Genomic DNA, 16,345 nt, shown 5'->3' with positions numbered 1-16,345 from the left:
CTCGTTTTTTTCGTACAATGAACAGCGAAAGGAAGGGGAAGTCAATGAAATATCAAATCGCGACAGCCGTTGTCATACTTGCTTCGTTGTCACCAGTCATATCGGAGGCAAAGGACCAGACGACACAACATCAACGTTATTACGCAGCATATGAAAAAATCGTGGAGAAAATAAATCGGACACAGGAAAATGCGGACGTCACATTGCTTGCAGCAAATCAATTCGCAGACGAGGACTGGGTTTCGCCAAAACGTTTTCAGGAACGAGTAGTCAAGCGGTTAAAGCCGTTGCATGTTCAACTGAGTATTTATGGAGATGGTCAACGAGCACTTGAACGAACACAAGGTGGAAAAGAAGTTCGGATCACGGGGAATTTCGAAACGGAGCTTTTGGAGCAAAGTGAGCGACAGTGGTTCTCTGATGTCTTTTCGATGACGTCTCAAGCCATCAATGATGGCATTTGGACACAGAAAGGATTTGATGGTACCCGAATCGATGCAGGACAAACGATGGTCGTAACGGTCAGTGGTACATACGCGAAGCAAGGTATCTTAACTAGACATCACATCACGAAAGAATTTCATTGTTCATCTGTTGGTGAAATCTACTATTGAAATACAAAAGAGCGAAACTCGTCTGAGTTCCGCTCTTTTGCATTAATTCCGGATCAAGTGGTCGAAAGCACCCAGTGCAGCTGTTGCACCAGATCCCATCGAGATGATGATCTGTTTATACGCGCTATCCGTGCAGTCTCCTGCTGCGAAAACGCCTGGTACGTTCGTTGCGCCGTGGCGATCGACTTGGACTTCACCGAACTTGTTACGGTTCACTGTTTCACCGAGCCAGTCCGTGTTCGGTACGAGACCGATCTGGACGAAGACACCTTCGAGCTCAACGTGACGCTCGACGTTCGTTTCGCGCTCGATGTACGTGATACCGTTTACTTTGTCCGTTCCTGTGATTTCCTTCGTCTGTGCGTTGACGACGACCGTGACGTTCGGAAGAGAAGCGAGGCGTTCTTGAAGAACAGCATCGGCTTTTAGTTCCGGTGCGAATTCAAGGACCGTGACATGCTTGACGATTCCCGCGAGATCGATTGCTGCTTCGATCCCTGAGTTTCCGCCACCGATGACTGCGACACGTTTTCCTTCGAACAACGGACCATCACAGTGTGGGCAGTAGGCGACGCCTTTGTTCTTGAATTCGAGTTCGCCTGGGACACCAACGTTACGCCAGCGTGCACCTGTTGAAAGGATCAAACTCTTCGTTTTCAAGACAGCACCATTCTCAAGCTCGAGCTCGAGGAGGTCCTTCTTCTCAAGACGAGTTGCTCGTTGCAGGTTCATGACATCGATGCCATATTCCTTGACGTGCTCCTCAAGACTTGCGACGAGTTTTGGTCCTTCCGTGTATTTCATGCTGATGAAGTTTTCGATGCTCATCGTATCCATGACTTGTCCACCGAAGCGTTCTGCGACGATTCCTGTCCGGATGCCTTTACGGGCTGCATAGATGGCGGCACTCGATCCAGCTGGACCACCACCGACGACGAGGACATCGTATGGATCTTTATCAGCGAAATCAGAAGCATCGGCACCTGTGCCAAGCTTCGCCAAGATTTCTTCGAGTGACATCCGTCCGTTACCAAACGCTTCGCCGTTGACGAAGACCGTCGGAACAGCCATGATCTCTTTTTGTTCGACTTCTTCCTTAAATGCCGCGCCATCAATCATCGTGTGACTGATGTTCGGGTTGAGGACGCTCATGACGTTCAATGCTTGTACGACATCTGGGCAGTTGTGGCAGCTCAAGCTGATGTACGACTCGAAGTGGTACGTTTCTTGAATGCCTTGAATCTGCTTGATGACGTCCGCATCGACCTTCGGTGCTCGACCGCTGACTTGTAGCAGAGCGAGAACGAGGGACGTGAACTCATGACCGAGTGGAATTCCCGCGAACGTGATGCCGCTTGTCTCACCGACACGGTTGACTGTGAAACTTGGTGTCCGGGGAAGGCTTGCCTGCTCGACGGAGATGCGTGGTGTCATGCTTGCGATCTCTTCGACGAGTGCGCTCATCTCAAGCGAGACGGCGTCTGTCCCAGCGCTAACCGCTAGGACGAGATCGCCTTCGAGAAGCTCGAGGTATTGCGCGAGTTGTGCTTTAATGTCTGGTGCTAAAGCCATCGCGAATCCGCTCCTTAAATTTTTCCGACGAGGTCAAGGCTTGGTGTGAGTGTTGCAGAGCCTTCTTCCCATTTCGCTGGGCAGACTTCGCCTGGATTGTTACGTACGTATTGTGCTGCTTTGATTTTGTTGACGAGCGTGCTTGCATCGCGACCGATACCGCCTGCGTTGATTTCAACCGTCTGGATGACGCCGTCTGGGTCGATGATGAACGTACCACGGTCAGCAAGACCATCTTGTTCGTTCAAGACTTCGAAGTTACGTGAGATGACGTGTGATGGGTCGCCGATCATGACGTACTCGATTTTACCGATTGTTTCTGATGTTTCGTGCCATGCTTTATGTGTGAAATGCGTATCTGTTGAGACAGAGTAAACTTCAACGTCAAGCGCTTTGAGTGTTTCGTATTGGTTTTGGAGATCTTCGAGTTCTGTCGGGCAAACGAATGTAAAGTCTGCAGGGTAGAAACATACGACACTCCATTTACCGCGAAGGTTGGCATCCGTTAGGTCAACGAATTCTCCGTTGTGGAATGCTGATGCGCTGAATGGTTTTACTTCACTTCCGATTAAAGACATGATAAAAATCCTCCTCAAGGGTTCTATATTTAGAATCTGTTCTAGTGCATACAAACAATCTGTATTTATCACACTAGAATAATTCTAATCTAATACTAATTTCATATAGACCAACACTTTTGTCAAGGTATAATCGGCAATTTCTTATTTCAGGAAAGATTGTGTGAACAAAAAAAGAAATCCCGACTCCTAAATGAAACAGGAGTCGGGAGCTGTATTCTTTATTGCCAGTCCGTGTGGAAGATCCCTTCGCGGTCTGTCCGTGCATACGTATGAGCACCAAAATAATCGCGTTGTGCTTGCAGCATGTTGGCATTTGAATTCGCTGTCCGGTAACTATCGTAATACGTCAGTGACGTCGATAGAGATGGGAGCGCAAAACCAGATAACGCACCCTCGGCAACGACGTGACGTAACGATTCTTGATACGCCTGTACTTTCTCAGCGAAGAACGGGGCGAGCATCAAGTTCGAGAGGTTCGCATCATTTTTGAATGCTTCACTGATGACGTTCAAGAAGTCGGCCCGGATGATACATCCACCACGGAAGATCAAGGCGATCTCCTCGAGGCGTAAGTTCCAGTCATACAACTCAGACGACGTCCGGTACTGGGTGAAGCCTTGCGCGTATGCGGCGACTTTCCCCATATAAAGCGCTTGACGAATCCGTTCGACCCACTCGTCTCGCTCAAGCGTTGACAAGTCTTCTGGTCCCTTTAGGACAGCAGATGCTGCGACGCGTTCTTCTTTAATAGCTGAAAGGTAACGCGCGAACAGGGCTTCCGTAATGATCGAAGAGGCGATCCCATTATCAATGGCTTGCAGGCTCGTCCATTTTCCGGTTCCTTTTTGACCGGCTTGATCGAGAATGACATCAATCAACGGTTGCCCTGTCTCGTCATCCGTTTTCCGGAGGATGTCCGCTGTGATCTCAATCAGATAACTCTTCAGTTCGCCTGCATTCCACTCGGCGAAGATGTCCGCGACTTCCGTGACGTCGAGTCCGAGACGGAAACGGAGGAAGCTATACGCTTCAGCGATCAGTTGCATGTCCGCATACTCGATCCCGTTATGGACCATCTTGACGAAGTGACCAGCGCCCTTCGGACCAATATAAACACAACATGGATCTCCTTCGACGTGAGCGGCGATCTTCGTCAAGATTGGTGCGACATGTTCGTAAGCTTCTTTCGATCCACCAGGCATGATCGCAGGACCGGTCCGCGCACCGACTTCACCACCCGATACACCGACACCGATGTATTCGATCCCGTGGCGTTGTAACTCGTCGAAACGACGCTCTGTATCGAGGAAGTGAGAGTTCCCACCATCCATGATGATATCGCCTGTTTCGAGATGCGGAAGCAACGATTCGATGACTGAATCAATCGCGCTACCAGCCGTGACCATCATAAAGATTTTACGTGGGCGAGCGAGTGATTGAACGAATGCTTCAATGTCATAGTACGGATGAAGAGGTAGTCCCTCATCATGTGCGACGAGATCGTCCGTTAAATCACGTGTGTAGTTATAGATGGCGACTTCTTCTTGATGACTCGCCATATTCAGTGCCAGGTTGCGTCCCATGACGCCAAGCCCGATGACTCCGATAGAATGTTGCATAAGTAGAACGACTCCTTTTCTTAGACGACGAGGCTGAGGAGAAGAACGAACCCAAGTCCACAAACGGAAATGATCGTCTCAAGCACAGTCCATGTCGCAAACGTTTCTTTTAATGATAATCCGAAATACTCTTTAAACATCCAGAAGCCTGCATCATTGACGTGTGAAGCGATCAGACTACCTGCACCAGTCGCGAGAACGACGAGCGCTAAGTTGACGTCGGATTGCTCCAGTAACGGAATGACGAGACCTGCCGTTGATAGGGCAGCGACTGTCGCGGAACCAAGTGAGATCCGGAGAATCGCAGCAATCAACCAAGCGAGTAGAATCGGGGATAACGCTGATCCCTCAAATAATTGGGCAACGTATTTCCCGACACCGCCGTCAATCAAGACTTGTTTAAAGGCACCGCCACCACCGATGATCAATAGCATCATCCCGATTTGGGCGATTGCCGTCGTACAAGACTCCATGACCGTTTGCATCGGAATCTTACGCGCGATCCCCATCGTGTAGACCGCGACGAGTAACGAAATCAACATCGCCGTCGAGGCGTTCCCGATGAACTCGATTGCCGAGATGACACTGTTTTCACCCCAGCCGAGTGTTTCTTGTAAGAGCGTGAAGATCGTTGCGACCGACATCAAGAGAACCGGTAGCATCGCCGTGAAAACACTGATACCGAAGCCTGGTGTCTCGTCTAAATCAAATTCTTTTTGTTCCCCGAGTGACGCGATGTTACCTGTCCGTGTAAACGATTCAGGAACGAGTCGTTTGGCGATTTTTGTAAAGATAGGACCAGCGATGATGACTGTCGGAACAGCAACGATGAAACCATACAATAAGACTTCCCCGATATTGGCTTTATACTCCCCAGCGATGACGGTCGGACCCGGGTGAGGTGGTAAGAAGCCGTGCGTGACAGATAGTGCTGCGACCATCGGGATCCCGAGATACAGGATCGAGACGCGGAGCTGACGTGAAATCGCAAAGACGATTGGAATCAACAGGACGAGTCCGACTTCGAAGAAGAGGGCGATCCCGATGATGAACGAAGCGACGACGACCGCCCACTGGATGTTCTTTTCCCCGAATCGGGCGACAAGCGTCATGGCGATTCGCTGCGCCCCCCCGGCGTCAGCAATCAGCTTTCCAAGCATGGCACCGAGACCAAAGATCAGTGCCAAGTGACCAAGCGTTCCTCCGATACCGGCTTCGATTGTCTTGACGATTTGATCGAGCGGCATGCCGAGTAGTAGTGCAACGCCAAAGGAAACGATGATGAGTGAGACGAACGTATTTAATTTCAACCCCATGATGAGAACGAGCAATGCGACAATCCCAATTCCTACGATGACTAAAGGCATGATGACTTCCCCCAAAAGATTAAGTTAGTTTTCTTCTTGAATCAAGCTCCGTTGATACGTAGCGATTCGTTTGTGATCCTCAGACAATGTCCGCGCTAGACTAATGAAAATTGGTAAGAGCTGACGATATTCATGCATCGCTTCTTCATTTGGTACATGGCGATGCGTTTCCCCGATCATCTCAGAGACGACTTCGAACGAATCGACTTCCCCTGTCGCATACAGTCCGAGAATACAAGCACCAAGACATGAACTTTCAAAACTTTCCGGAATGACGACTTCTGATTCAAAGATGTCCGCCATCATTTGGCGCCAGACTTCGGACCGGGCAAACCCACCCGTCGCCTGAATCCGTGTCACGGGACCGTCCATGCACTCGATTAGGGCGAGGAAGACGGTATAGAGATTGTAGATGACGCCTTCTAGTGCCGCCCGGATCATATGCTCTTTTTTATGTGAGAGCGTCAAACCGAAGAACGAACCGCTGACATCCGGATTCCAGAGCGGCGCTCGTTCACCGGACAAGTAAGGATGGAACAATAGCCCGTCGGATCCAGGACGGACGCGTTCGGCAATCTTCGTCAAAACAGCGTACGGATCGATGCCAAGGCGTTTTGCTGTCTCGACTTCGGCTGAAGCGAGTTCGTCTCGGATCCACCGTAAGACCATTCCACCATTATTGACGGGTCCGCCGATGACCCAGTAGTTCTCGGTTAGCGCGTAACAGAACGTCCGTCCCTTTTCATCGGTCTGCGGACGATCAATGATCGTTCGGATGGCACCGCTCGTTCCGATCGTGATCGCAATTTCCCCTTTGCGAATCGCGTTGACACCTAAGTTAGAAAGGACACCGTCACTGGCACCGACTAGGAACGGCGTATCGACGGAGAGTCCCATTTGTCGTGCGTAATCAGCATTCAGTCCGGTACATGTCGTCGTCGTCGGTACGGGTTCCGATAAGTAGCTTGCATCGATCCCTGCGACGTGTAACGCGCCCGTATCCCAGCCTAATTCATGAATGTTGAAGAGACCGGTCGCTGAAGCGAGAGAGTGGTCGATGACATATCTGCCGAACAGTCTTTGGAACACGAATTCCTTGATCCCAACATATTTTTTCGTTTGAGCGTGGAGCTCCGGACGATCATCGACAAGCCAGCTGATTTTACTGAGCGGCGACATCGGATGAATCGGTGTTCCGGTCCGGTGATAGATCGATAGACCATATTGTTCCTTGATCTTGTTCGACCATGCTTCACTCCGGCTGTCAGCCCACGTGATGCAGGCAGTCAATGGTTGATGTTGTGCGTCCATTGCGATCAAGCTGTGCATCGCACTACTGAACGCGACGAACTTTGGTGGCATGCTCGGATGACGTTTCGTGATCAAGCGGATCGATTCGAGTACAGCATCAAAAATTTCTTCCGGATCCTGCTCCGCCGTCGAGCGATTCGGTGTATGGAGCGGGTAACCGACGTTCGTTTGTCCGATGACCTCTCCTTTTGTCGTAAATAAGACCGCTTTCGTACTCGTCGTTCCGATATCGACGCCTAACATGTATTCAGTCATGTGAATCGACTCCTTTCGACATCATTTGTTGCGTTTTCCAGAGATCTTCGACTTCCTGGACGTCATCAAAGTTCTGATGTAAGGAAGCAACCATCCGTTCACGGTCGCCTGTCTCGATCGCTTCGATGTACAAGGCGTGGTTCGCGAGGATGCGTTCGAAGTCTTCGATGTCTTCCTCGAATCGTACCCGCATCGATAGGAGGATGAAACTTTCCATGACCGGTTTGAGATTTTGCCAAATCATGCTGACATATCCATGATCAATCGAGCGGATGATTGTTTCATGAAACAGTACATCCTGGAAGGAGAATTCATCGGCATCCTTGTATTTGATGGCAACCTTCATCATTTCGAGAATCTTACTGAGTTCCCGGACGAGTTCTGCCCGTTCGATTTTGACGAGTCGCTCGAAGACAAACGTTTCGATGAGTAGCCGGACATCATAGATTTCCTGAATGTCGCGCTCGGACAAACCGACGACGACTGCTCCCATCCGCTCGAGACGAATCAATTGTTCGGATGCAAGGACCTTTAATGCATCACGGACAGGCGAGCGACTGACTGAAAAATCAGAGGCTAATTTGTTCTCAGATAAGATGGTACCGCTTTCAATCCTTCCTGAAATGATGCGCATCCGTAGCTCGTGTGCAACACGATCTCCGGCGGAGGCTTTTGATAACCATTTCAAGGGGTATAACATTTCTGACATGGAATCACCTGATTTCTAAAGTGAGTATACTTGTATACAAGTTAGTATATACGTTTTTTTCTAAAATGCAAACGCTTAACTTAAAACGGATCGATCCACGCAGAAATCAGGAAATCGGTTCCAAATATGTTAGGGTGAAGGAGTAAGCAACGCACAGAACGGGTAAGGAGGAGATAGTACATATGAACATGTTAGTTGTAGGTGCAGGGGCAGTTGGAGGCTATTTCGGAGGTCGTCTTGCTGAGCAAGGGGAGCAGGTGACATTCCTCGTCCGTTCGAATCGATATGAACAACTACAAAAAACAGGACTACACATCACTAGTCCTCATGGCGATATGACGATTACGCCTCAGTTGATAACACGAGACATGCGACCGGATCGTGCATTTGATGTCATCTTGCTTTCGACGAAAGCCTATCACTTAGATGACGTCCTACAGGACCTCGCGCCATTCGTTTCGAGCGAGACGTATATCATTCCTTTGTTGAACGGCATGCAGCACATTCGACGATTAACAGAAGTCTTTGGAGAAGATCGAGTTTTGGGCGGTCTTTGCTTTATTGAGTCGACGCTTGATGCAGAAGGGCGCATTGTACAGACAAGCCCGTCGCATCGGCTGCTATTTGGTTCACGAACCGGTAAACCAACAGCGCGTCTAGAGAAAATCGCAGCGTGTTTTGCGAAAGCGAAGGCACCAATGACGTATTCGATGCATATCATGGATGACATGTGGCAAAAGTATCTCTTCATTTCGACATTCGCGGGCGTGACGACGCTATTTCGCTCAGCAATCGGTCCGATTCGGGAAGAAGCTGTTGGACATCAAATGATCCTAGACGTCATGGCGGAAGCGAAACAGGCGATGGAAAAACAAGGGGCAGTCTTTAATGACGATGTAGAAGCGGTCTTGCTGAAGCAGATGCATGCAATGGAAGATACGATGAAATCATCGATGTTACGGGACATGGAAAAGGGTCAGCCCGTCGAAGTGGAACATTTTTTCAGTGAATTATTAAAGCCTGCTACGACTGATCAGATGCATGCCTTGAAATTAGTTGAAGCGAATCTACGCATGTATCTCGAAACGATTAAATAGTCACATTTTTCTATTTTAGAAAAATGATGGTGTGGTGCAAATGTTTCGTTTTGATGACGAAAGACCTGTTTCCCTTAGGAATCGTTGACTTCCGAAATAAAGTTCATCTATTCTTAATGAGATTGAAAAAAACTGATAATATATTTTTCCGTATTTTTTTTCTTGCAAGGACGAATGAAGCAGACGAGAGGGGAAGTTTATCCATTATGAAACGTATTATTATTCGTGCAGGTATGACACCATTCGAACAGTTCGATGCTCCTTATTTGATGAAACATAATTCCATTGGAGGAAACGTTGGAAATCTTATCTATCAATACAGTATCTTTCGGACGTTGATGACAGAAGGTACGACGATTACACCTGACTATTACTATTACGACGAAGAACGGGCAGACGAAATCAATGCCAACTTTGATCTTTATGTCATTCCGTTAGCGGATGCATTCCGAAAAGAATTCGTACCGACGTTACGGAAATATACACGTCTCATCAAAAAATTAAAAATTCCAGTCGTCGTCATCGGTGTAGGGTTACGTGCACCGTTTGAACCAGACTTAGATGGTGGATTCCCATTCGATGAAGATGTCAAAGCGTTCGTCAGTGCCGTTCTCGAGCGCTCGAGCATGCTGGGTCTTCGCGGGGAGATCACGTCGAAATACTTAACACGTCTTGGTTTCCGCGAAGGGATCGATCATCGCGTTATCGGATGTCCTTCGATGTACGCGTTCGGTCGTGATTTGCACATCCGTGAAACGAACATCACACCTGAGTCGATGATTACGGTCAACTCGTCACGTTTAGCTCCACAAAACGTCCTCGATTTCATTACACGTGGGATGGAAGAGTATCCAAATCATTACTTCATTCCCCAATGGATGAAGGAACTGAAGTTGACGTATACAGGGACGCACCCGATTGCAGATCTTTCAGTGACGAACTATCCGGTGAAAATGTCGGATCCTGCTTACATGAATGATCGGGTTCGTTTCTTCTTGAACGCACAGACATGGTTCGATTTCATCGGACAAGCAGACCTTAGTTTTGGTGCGCGCTTGCACGGAAACATCACAGCAACGCTTGCAGGTACGCCGAGTATCCTCATTCCAAAAGATGCACGGATGCGCGAATTGACGGATTACCATCAGTTGACGCACATTTGGGCGAACGACATCACAGCGGATACACAATTATCCGACGTCGTAGCAAGCGCTGACTTCCAAAGTCCGGCACGTGTTCAAGCGCGTAACTTCGACAACTTCGTTGACTTCTTGAACGTGAACAATCTTGAGCATATCTATCAAGAGACGAACTATCCTGAGAATGTACCGTTTGACCGTCAAATGGCGCAAACCGAGTTGCTCCCACCAGTCCAACCGATCTCTGGCGTAAGTCTTGAGGAAGCAGTCGCTCGTTTTGAACGGTTCTTCCCGGAACAAGAGAAGAAGATTGCGGATGCGCAAAAACAAACAAAAGCACAATTAGCTGAAAAAGATAAGAAAATCAAAGCATTACAGAAACAAACAGGAACGGCTCAAAAGGATCAAGAGATTGCGGCGCTCAAAGCGCAATTGGCTGCCCAAACGAAGAAAATGAAGCACCAGCAAGGAACATTGAATCGGAAAGCGGTTCGTGCAGCCTTGAAAACAGCGGATTTATTCGCCAAAAAATAAACCTCCAAACATTCCGGATCGATACGATGCGGAATGTTTTTTTTGATAGGAGTATTCTGAATTGTGTTGACAATTTGAAAAAGACTTGATAGGGTTAGGAACAATTACATACTTATCCAGAGAGGTGGAGGGACTGGCCCTATGAAACCTCAGCAACAGGTCGAAAGATACTGTGCTAATTCCTGCGGGTGCTGCACCCGATCGATAAGATTTCCGAATTGTCGACCGACGCATCCGTGAGGATGCGTTTTTTGTTTGGAATAGGTGGAACGAGGAGGAAATGGATTCATGAAAACGAGCGGAGCGTTTCGACGCAAGATGGAATCACGTCATCTGATCATGCTGTCGTTAGGTGGTGTCATTGGAACAGGATTATTTTTAAGTACAGGTTATACGTTGGAACAAGCAGGACGCGTCGGAACGATTTTATCGTATTTGATTGGGGCCGTCGTCGTTTACTTAGTCATGTTAAGTCTCGGTGAACTCGCCGTGCACATGCCGGAAACCGGATCATTCCATAAGTACGCAACGAAGTACATTGGACCCGGCACCGGTTATACAGTGGCCTGGCTCTACTGGCTGACGTGGACGGTCGCCCTTGGTTCAGAATTCACGGCAGCAGGCATTTTAATGCAACGTTGGTTCCCGTCGATTCCGGTTTGGGTGTTCAGCGCCTTGTTCGCTGCGATGATCCTTGGTATCAACGTCTTGAAGGTTCGCGTGTTCGCTGAAGTCGAGTTTTGGTTTTCCGCCATCAAGGTCGTGACGATCATTGCTTTCATTTTACTTGGTGCGGGAGCGATCGTTGGTTTCATTCCCTTACAAGATGGTAGCCCGGCCCCATTCTTTTCTTCGTTAACCGAAGGCGGATTGTTTCCGAATGGAGCTTTCGTCATCTTCATGACGATGCTTGCTGTGAACTTTGCTTACTCGGGAACGGAACTAATCGGTGTCGCAGCGGGTGAAGCAGTCGATCCGAAACGGACGATTCCGCTTGCGATCCGGACGACGATTTTGCGACTCGTCCTCTTTTTCGTCGGTACGATCATCGTATTAGCCGTCTTATTGCCAACGGATGGGAAGGGTGTGCTCGAAAGTCCGTTCGTCGCCGTGTTTGAACGGATCGGAATTCCGTATGCGGCAGATGTGATGAACTTCGTCATTTTGACAGCGATCTTGTCGGCAGCGAACTCTGGACTTTACGCCGCTTCTCGGATGCTCTGGTCGCTTGCGAACGAACGCATGATTCCACGCTTTTTCGCCCAGGTGACGCCAAGTGGGGTTCCACTTCGAGCTGTATTGTTCAGCATGCTTGGCGGAGGACTTGCCTTGCTGTCTAGCATCTATGCAGCAGGAAGTGTTTATATCGCGCTCGTCTCGATTTCCGGTCTCGCTGTCGTCGTCGTCTGGATGAGTATCAGCATTGCTCAGTATCGCTTCCGGAAACAATTTCTCCGCGAAGGGCATACGGTCGACGAATTGGTCTATCGCACACCACTCTTTCCATTCGTACCGATCGCCGCTTTCGTCGTTTGTTTGATTTCTCTGATTGGTATCGGATTTGATCCGACACAACGAATCGCCTTGTACTGTGGTATTCCATTCATCGTGATCTGTTATATCGTTCATGCGTTCACGAATTCTTCTCAGAAACGGAGTGTTGAAGATGTCCCGAATCAAAAATCCAGTTGATCAACGATTACAGGAAGTTCCCTTTCTCATTTTAGATGGTGCCCTTGCAACCGAACTTGAACAGAAGGGATTCGACCTGAACGACCCACTTTGGTCAGCACGTCTCTTAATCGAAGCACCGGAACAGATCGAGCACGTCCATCGTGACTACTTTGAAGTAGGTGCCGATGTTGCCATCACTTCAAGCTATCAAGCAAGTATCGAAGGATTCAAGCAACGTCATATCACGACAGAGGAAGCACAGTCGCTGATTCGACAAACGGTCACCTTGGCGCAAAACGCACGCACGCGTAGCGGAAAGAGTGACGCATTAATCGCAGGATCAGTGGGTCCTTATGGTGCCTACTTAGCAGATGGTTCTGAGTATCGCGGTCATTATGGAGTGTCAGCAGATGTGCTAGAAGCCTTCCACAGACCACGGATTGAAGCATTGATTGAAGCGGGGGCTGATCTGCTGGCATTTGAGACGATTCCGTCGCTCGAGGAAGCTGTCGTATTGTTCCGGATTCTCGAAGCGTATCCGGAAGTGTCCGCTTGGCTGACGTTTTCGCTTCAAGATGCGACGCACATTAGTGAAGGAACGGCACTTGCGACGTGCATCGAGACAATTGGACAACATCCACAGCTCGCAGCAATCGGTGCAAATTGTTTTCCGGCATCTTACGCGACCGACTTTATTCGTCACGTCAAGGCGTTGACGGACGTGCCAATCATCGTCTATCCGAACTCCGGTGAGGTTTATGATCCGGTCGCAAAAACATGGTCGGGTACGAATCAGTGTACATCGTTCCAAACCGTCGCGAAGACATGGTATGAGGCAGGGGCACGATTGATCGGTGGTTGTTGCCGAACGTCACCTGAACACATCGCACAAATTCGTTTGGTTTGTCAGGTTTCTCATACATCATGAAGAATGACGAAAAAACGGACGCGAAATCGATTGATTTCGCGTCCGTTCCTTTAAATGGTGTGATTTTGTTACCGCTCGCGCAAGGCACGGTTGAATTGTTGCAATAGACGTCCAAAATCTTCGGCATCGTCCGATGGCCAATCCGTCAGGAGACGTTCGATGCTCGCGAGGCGCGCTGTCCGGTAAATCGTGAGCTCTTCTTGTCCTTTATCCGTAATATGATAGAAGAAGGCACGACCATCTGTCGGATCTTTTACTTTTTCCACAAGTTGCTTCTGATCGAGCGCTGCAGCTTGGCGGCTGACGGTCGAGACATCAAGCTGAAGTTCACGGGCAAGTGTTTTGACACCGACGTTGCCGGAATCCGCTAGTTGTCGCAGTAAGAGGTAGGAAGCACGATCTAAATTGCGATTGTCTGCCGTCGCTGTCGTCAAGCGCCGGATCAGGATTGCTAACTCCAATTCAATGGTTTCGAGTGCTTGTTGAGACATCGGGTATCTCCCCTTTCAAAAAGTCTCTCTGTCCCTCATGATTACCCAATGTGGATAAGCTGTCAATGCGAAAAGCAGGAGGCTTGACAGAGTTGTAGTTGTATTATACAATCATTTTTGTTCTTTTAATTGTATCATACAACTTTCGTAGATGAAAAACGAACGACAAAGGAGAATTCAGATGAAAGCTTATGAGTCGATGAAACAAGAGGTCATCACGGTAAACGATACAGATCTGATTCGGACGGTCATCGAACGATTCATTCAATCTGGTATTAGCGGCGTTCCTGTCATCAATGCTGAGCAGGAGGTCGTCGGGTATATCAGTGATGGAGATATCATGCGCGCGATCGGAAAACACAAGGACATCATCGTCGATACATTCTTATATGTAGATGTCATCAAAGGAGACGAAGAAGATTATGAAGATCGGATTCGTCATATCTTGAATCGACCTGTCATGGAACTGGCACGCCGGAAAGTCGTAACTGCGGACGCTGACACAGAAATGGAAGAGATTGCAGCAACGCTCGGCGCAAAACGGATCAAAAAGCTTCCAATCCTTAAAGCAGGACGGCTTGTTGGGATCATTAGTCGAGGCGACGTCATCCGCCATTCGTTTAAACAGTTCATGTAACACATCCAATAGAAAGAAGGGACACTATGGCACTTGCTGAAAAAACAACGACGCTTGAGCCGGAAACGGTATTAGCAGAGAGCAAACATGGATTATTCCATCAACCAGTTGCTGTCTGGGCAGTCTTTTTCGCCAGTATCACAGCATTCATGGGAATGGGGCTCGTCAATCCGGTCTTACCGACGATTGCCGAGAATTTAGAAGCGTCAAAAAGTGAAGTAACGCTCTTATTTACAAGTTATAACGCCGTCATGGCATTCGCGATGTTGATTACAGGCGCGATCTCATCACGGATTGGTCAAAAAGGAACGTTGATGCTCGGAATCGCCGTCATCGCAACCGTTGCTGGTTTTGCTTCACAAGCAGACAGCATCTGGACGCTCGTCGCGTTACGCGGTGGTTGGGGGCTTGGGAACGCCTTATTCGTCGCAACTGCACTCGCTGCGATTGTTTCCTTATCGTCAGGCGGAACAGCCAAAGCGATCATTTTATATGAAGCAGCCGTTGGTCTTGGGATTTCGATTGGACCATTGTTAGGTGGAACGCTCGGTTCAATCACATGGCGCGCCCCGTTCATGGGTGTTGCGACAATCATGGTTATCGCGTTCCTCGTTTTGCTCTTCTTGATGCCAAAACCAGCAGCATCTGCTGCACCGAAACAGAAGTTATCGTTAAAAGCACCGTTCCAAGCGATGAAGCATCGTTCGCTCTTGACACTCGGAATCGTTGCAGCGCTTTATAACGTGGGGTTCTTTACGATCATGGCCTATGCGCCATTCGTCATGAAATTACCAGCGCAAGGACTCGGATTCGTCTTCCTCGGCTGGGGAATGTTGCTTGCGATCACATCGGTCTTAACGGCTCCGAAACTGAAACAATGGTTCGGAACAATCAAAGCGATGGTCATGATGTTGATCACATTCGCAATCTTGCTTCTATTAATGGGGATCTTCACGGAAACACCAGCCGTCGTCATCGTCTGTGTCATCTTGGCGGGAGCCGTGCTTGGGAATAACAACACGCTCATCACGACAGCTGTCATGGACGCAGCACCTGTCGAACGTTCGACAGCATCTGCGGCATACAGTTTCCTACGTTTTCTCGGGGCAGCCATCGCGCCATTCATGGCCGGGAAATTGGCTGAAATCTTCAACGCAAACCTACCATTTTATGTCGGAAGTGGCTTTGTCCTCTTATCCGTCATCATCATCGGGGTCAATCTCAAACACATCCGCCATATCGATCGGACGGAAGGCGGACATTAATTTCAAAAAACAGCCGAAGCGAATCTGCTTCGGCTGTTTTTGATTGAAATCAAGAAGGGTACATGTCTCGTAACGTGCGGATCGAGTGCTCAATCATTTCCCGAAGAACGTCTAAATCGATGTCAGTCAGTCGTTTGACGTAGAGGCAGGACTTACCGCGTCGATACGTACCGAGACTAGCAAGCAGTCGTTCCGATACATCGTCTTCACCAAGCGCGAGGTAAAGGACGAGGTTCGTCTTGCGCGGAGAAAACCCCACATAAAAGCTGTCGCCCTCGCGACCGGAGGCATAGCGATAATGATAGGCACCAAAACCAATCAAGGAAGACCCCCAAATGACGGCTTCGTATCCCGTGACATCTTCGAAGAACTGACGTAACGTGATACCATCTGCTTGACGTAGTGGCGGTTCGACTTGTGCCAAAAAGGCATCAACGGACTGTTCGGTAGGACCTGTCTTTGGCGTATCAGACATAAGCAGATTCCTTTCGGATGAAGAAGATATCGGTTACTTTCGAGAAAGGCTAGTAAATATCCTGTAACTCAGAGGTG

15 protein-coding genes and 1 riboswitch are annotated in these 16,345 nt (G+C 48.7%); of the genes, 7 read left to right on the top strand and 8 right to left on the bottom strand.

Features of this window, described 5'->3' with window-relative positions; all coding sequences use genetic code 11:
* Nucleotides 1-44 precede the first annotated feature (44 nt).
* On the top strand, nt 45-614 hold the full coding sequence (locus AYO36_RS13750; RefSeq protein WP_064300756.1) for a hypothetical protein: 570 nt from the start codon (nt 45-47) through the stop codon (nt 612-614).
* Nucleotides 615-656: 42 nt separating this feature from the next.
* Here AYO36_RS13750 and ahpF read toward each other — a convergent pair whose 3' ends face one another.
* The 6 genes from ahpF to AYO36_RS13720 form a co-directional block, all read right to left on the bottom strand.
* Nucleotides 657-2,186, bottom strand: a complete 1,530-nt coding sequence (gene ahpF, locus AYO36_RS13745) for an alkyl hydroperoxide reductase subunit F (protein ID WP_050678558.1) — start codon at nt 2,184-2,186, stop codon at nt 657-659.
* A 14-nt stretch (nt 2,187-2,200) separates the two neighbouring features.
* Nucleotides 2,201-2,764: an alkyl hydroperoxide reductase subunit C gene (gene ahpC, locus AYO36_RS13740; RefSeq protein WP_023469815.1), complete on the bottom strand. Its 564-nt coding sequence runs from the start codon at nt 2,762-2,764 to the stop codon at nt 2,201-2,203.
* A 221-nt stretch (nt 2,765-2,985) separates the two neighbouring features.
* Entirely contained in the window at nt 2,986-4,386 is a 1,401-nt protein-coding gene (gene gnd / locus AYO36_RS13735) for a decarboxylating NADP(+)-dependent phosphogluconate dehydrogenase (RefSeq protein ID WP_064300755.1), read from the bottom strand.
* A gap of 20 nt (nt 4,387-4,406) precedes the next feature.
* The gene (locus tag AYO36_RS13730) at nt 4,407-5,753 is read right to left on the bottom strand and encodes a GntP family permease (RefSeq protein ID WP_055969735.1); all 1,347 of its coding nucleotides are present in this window, start codon (nt 5,751-5,753) and stop codon (nt 4,407-4,409) included.
* 24 nt (nt 5,754-5,777) lie between these two features.
* Nucleotides 5,778-7,319, bottom strand: a complete 1,542-nt coding sequence (gene gntK, locus AYO36_RS13725; RefSeq protein WP_064300754.1) for a gluconokinase — start codon at nt 7,317-7,319, stop codon at nt 5,778-5,780.
* On the bottom strand, nt 7,312-8,028 hold the full coding sequence (locus AYO36_RS13720; protein ID WP_064300753.1) for a GntR family transcriptional regulator: 717 nt from the start codon (nt 8,026-8,028) through the stop codon (nt 7,312-7,314). Before AYO36_RS13720 ends, gntK begins: the two co-directional genes overlap by 8 nt.
* A gap of 182 nt (nt 8,029-8,210) precedes the next feature.
* On the opposite strand from AYO36_RS13720, the gene AYO36_RS13715 reads away from it, so the two are divergent.
* The 4 genes from AYO36_RS13715 (at nt 8,211) to mmuM (ending at nt 13,400) form a co-directional block, all read left to right on the top strand.
* Nucleotides 8,211-9,125 carry a ketopantoate reductase family protein gene (locus tag AYO36_RS13715; RefSeq protein ID WP_064300752.1) on the top strand — a complete coding sequence of 305 codons (915 nt, stop codon included), beginning with the start codon at nt 8,211-8,213 and terminating at the stop codon, nt 9,123-9,125.
* 206 nt (nt 9,126-9,331) lie between these two features.
* A complete protein-coding gene (locus AYO36_RS13710; protein WP_064300751.1) occupies nt 9,332-10,798 on the top strand; it encodes a polysaccharide pyruvyl transferase family protein in 1,467 nt (488 codons plus the stop codon).
* Between the two features lie 109 nt (nt 10,799-10,907).
* A riboswitch (SAM riboswitch) is annotated at nt 10,908-11,009 on the top strand.
* Nucleotides 11,010-11,086: 77 nt separating this feature from the next.
* On the top strand, nt 11,087-12,490 hold the full coding sequence (locus AYO36_RS13705; RefSeq protein WP_064300750.1) for an amino acid permease: 1,404 nt from the start codon (nt 11,087-11,089) through the stop codon (nt 12,488-12,490).
* The gene (gene mmuM / locus AYO36_RS13700) at nt 12,465-13,400 is read left to right on the top strand and encodes a homocysteine S-methyltransferase (RefSeq protein ID WP_064300749.1); all 936 of its coding nucleotides are present in this window, start codon (nt 12,465-12,467) and stop codon (nt 13,398-13,400) included. The genes AYO36_RS13705 and mmuM overlap by 26 nt, the downstream gene beginning before the upstream one ends.
* A 68-nt stretch (nt 13,401-13,468) precedes the next feature.
* Here mmuM and AYO36_RS13695 read toward each other — a convergent pair whose 3' ends face one another.
* Nucleotides 13,469-13,891 carry a MarR family winged helix-turn-helix transcriptional regulator gene (locus AYO36_RS13695; protein WP_035395500.1) on the bottom strand — a complete coding sequence of 141 codons (423 nt, stop codon included), beginning with the start codon at nt 13,889-13,891 and terminating at the stop codon, nt 13,469-13,471.
* Between the two features lie 181 nt (nt 13,892-14,072).
* On the opposite strand from AYO36_RS13695, the gene AYO36_RS13690 reads away from it, so the two are divergent.
* Nucleotides 14,073-14,528 carry a CBS domain-containing protein gene (locus AYO36_RS13690; protein ID WP_035395501.1) on the top strand — a complete coding sequence of 152 codons (456 nt, stop codon included), beginning with the start codon at nt 14,073-14,075 and terminating at the stop codon, nt 14,526-14,528.
* A gap of 26 nt (nt 14,529-14,554) precedes the next feature.
* Nucleotides 14,555-15,793: an MFS transporter gene (locus tag AYO36_RS13685; protein WP_023469805.1), complete on the top strand. Its 1,239-nt coding sequence runs from the start codon at nt 14,555-14,557 to the stop codon at nt 15,791-15,793.
* Nucleotides 15,794-15,842: 49 nt separating this feature from the next.
* Here AYO36_RS13685 and AYO36_RS13680 read toward each other — a convergent pair whose 3' ends face one another.
* Nucleotides 15,843-16,268 (bottom strand): DUF1801 domain-containing protein, encoded by a 426-nt coding sequence (locus AYO36_RS13680; RefSeq protein WP_064300748.1) that lies wholly within the window; start codon nt 16,266-16,268, stop codon nt 15,843-15,845.
* Nucleotides 16,269-16,345: the final 77 nt, after the last annotated feature.

This window comes from Exiguobacterium sp. KKBO11, assembly GCF_001644945.1.
In the GTDB taxonomy this organism is placed as follows: Bacteria; Bacillota; Bacilli; order Exiguobacteriales; family Exiguobacteriaceae; genus Exiguobacterium_A; species Exiguobacterium_A abrahamii.
The sequence above is the reverse complement of the archived record's forward strand: the minus strand, read 5'-3'. Positions and strand labels throughout refer to the sequence as shown.

Coding starts and splice junctions, on each gene's coding strand:
- AYO36_RS13750 (WP_064300756.1), top strand. CDS start 45: ATGAAATATCAAATCGCGACAGCCGTTGTCATACTTGCTTCGTTGTCA.
- ahpF (WP_050678558.1), bottom strand. CDS start 2,186: ATGGCTTTAGCACCAGACATTAAAGCACAACTCGCGCAATACCTCGAG.
- ahpC (WP_023469815.1), bottom strand. CDS start 2,764: ATGTCTTTAATCGGAAGTGAAGTAAAACCATTCAGCGCATCAGCATTC.
- gnd (WP_064300755.1), bottom strand. CDS start 4,386: ATGCAACATTCTATCGGAGTCATCGGGCTTGGCGTCATGGGACGCAAC.
- AYO36_RS13730 (WP_055969735.1), bottom strand. CDS start 5,753: ATGCCTTTAGTCATCGTAGGAATTGGGATTGTCGCATTGCTCGTTCTC.
- gntK (WP_064300754.1), bottom strand. CDS start 7,319: ATGACTGAATACATGTTAGGCGTCGATATCGGAACGACGAGTACGAAA.
- AYO36_RS13720 (WP_064300753.1), bottom strand. CDS start 8,028: ATGTCAGAAATGTTATACCCCTTGAAATGGTTATCAAAAGCCTCCGCC.
- AYO36_RS13715 (WP_064300752.1), top strand. CDS start 8,211: ATGAACATGTTAGTTGTAGGTGCAGGGGCAGTTGGAGGCTATTTCGGA.
- AYO36_RS13710 (WP_064300751.1), top strand. CDS start 9,332: ATGAAACGTATTATTATTCGTGCAGGTATGACACCATTCGAACAGTTC.
- AYO36_RS13705 (WP_064300750.1), top strand. CDS start 11,087: ATGAAAACGAGCGGAGCGTTTCGACGCAAGATGGAATCACGTCATCTG.
- mmuM (WP_064300749.1), top strand. CDS start 12,465: ATGTCCCGAATCAAAAATCCAGTTGATCAACGATTACAGGAAGTTCCC.
- AYO36_RS13695 (WP_035395500.1), bottom strand. CDS start 13,891: ATGTCTCAACAAGCACTCGAAACCATTGAATTGGAGTTAGCAATCCTG.
- AYO36_RS13690 (WP_035395501.1), top strand. CDS start 14,073: ATGAAAGCTTATGAGTCGATGAAACAAGAGGTCATCACGGTAAACGAT.
- AYO36_RS13685 (WP_023469805.1), top strand. CDS start 14,555: ATGGCACTTGCTGAAAAAACAACGACGCTTGAGCCGGAAACGGTATTA.
- AYO36_RS13680 (WP_064300748.1), bottom strand. CDS start 16,268: ATGTCTGATACGCCAAAGACAGGTCCTACCGAACAGTCCGTTGATGCC.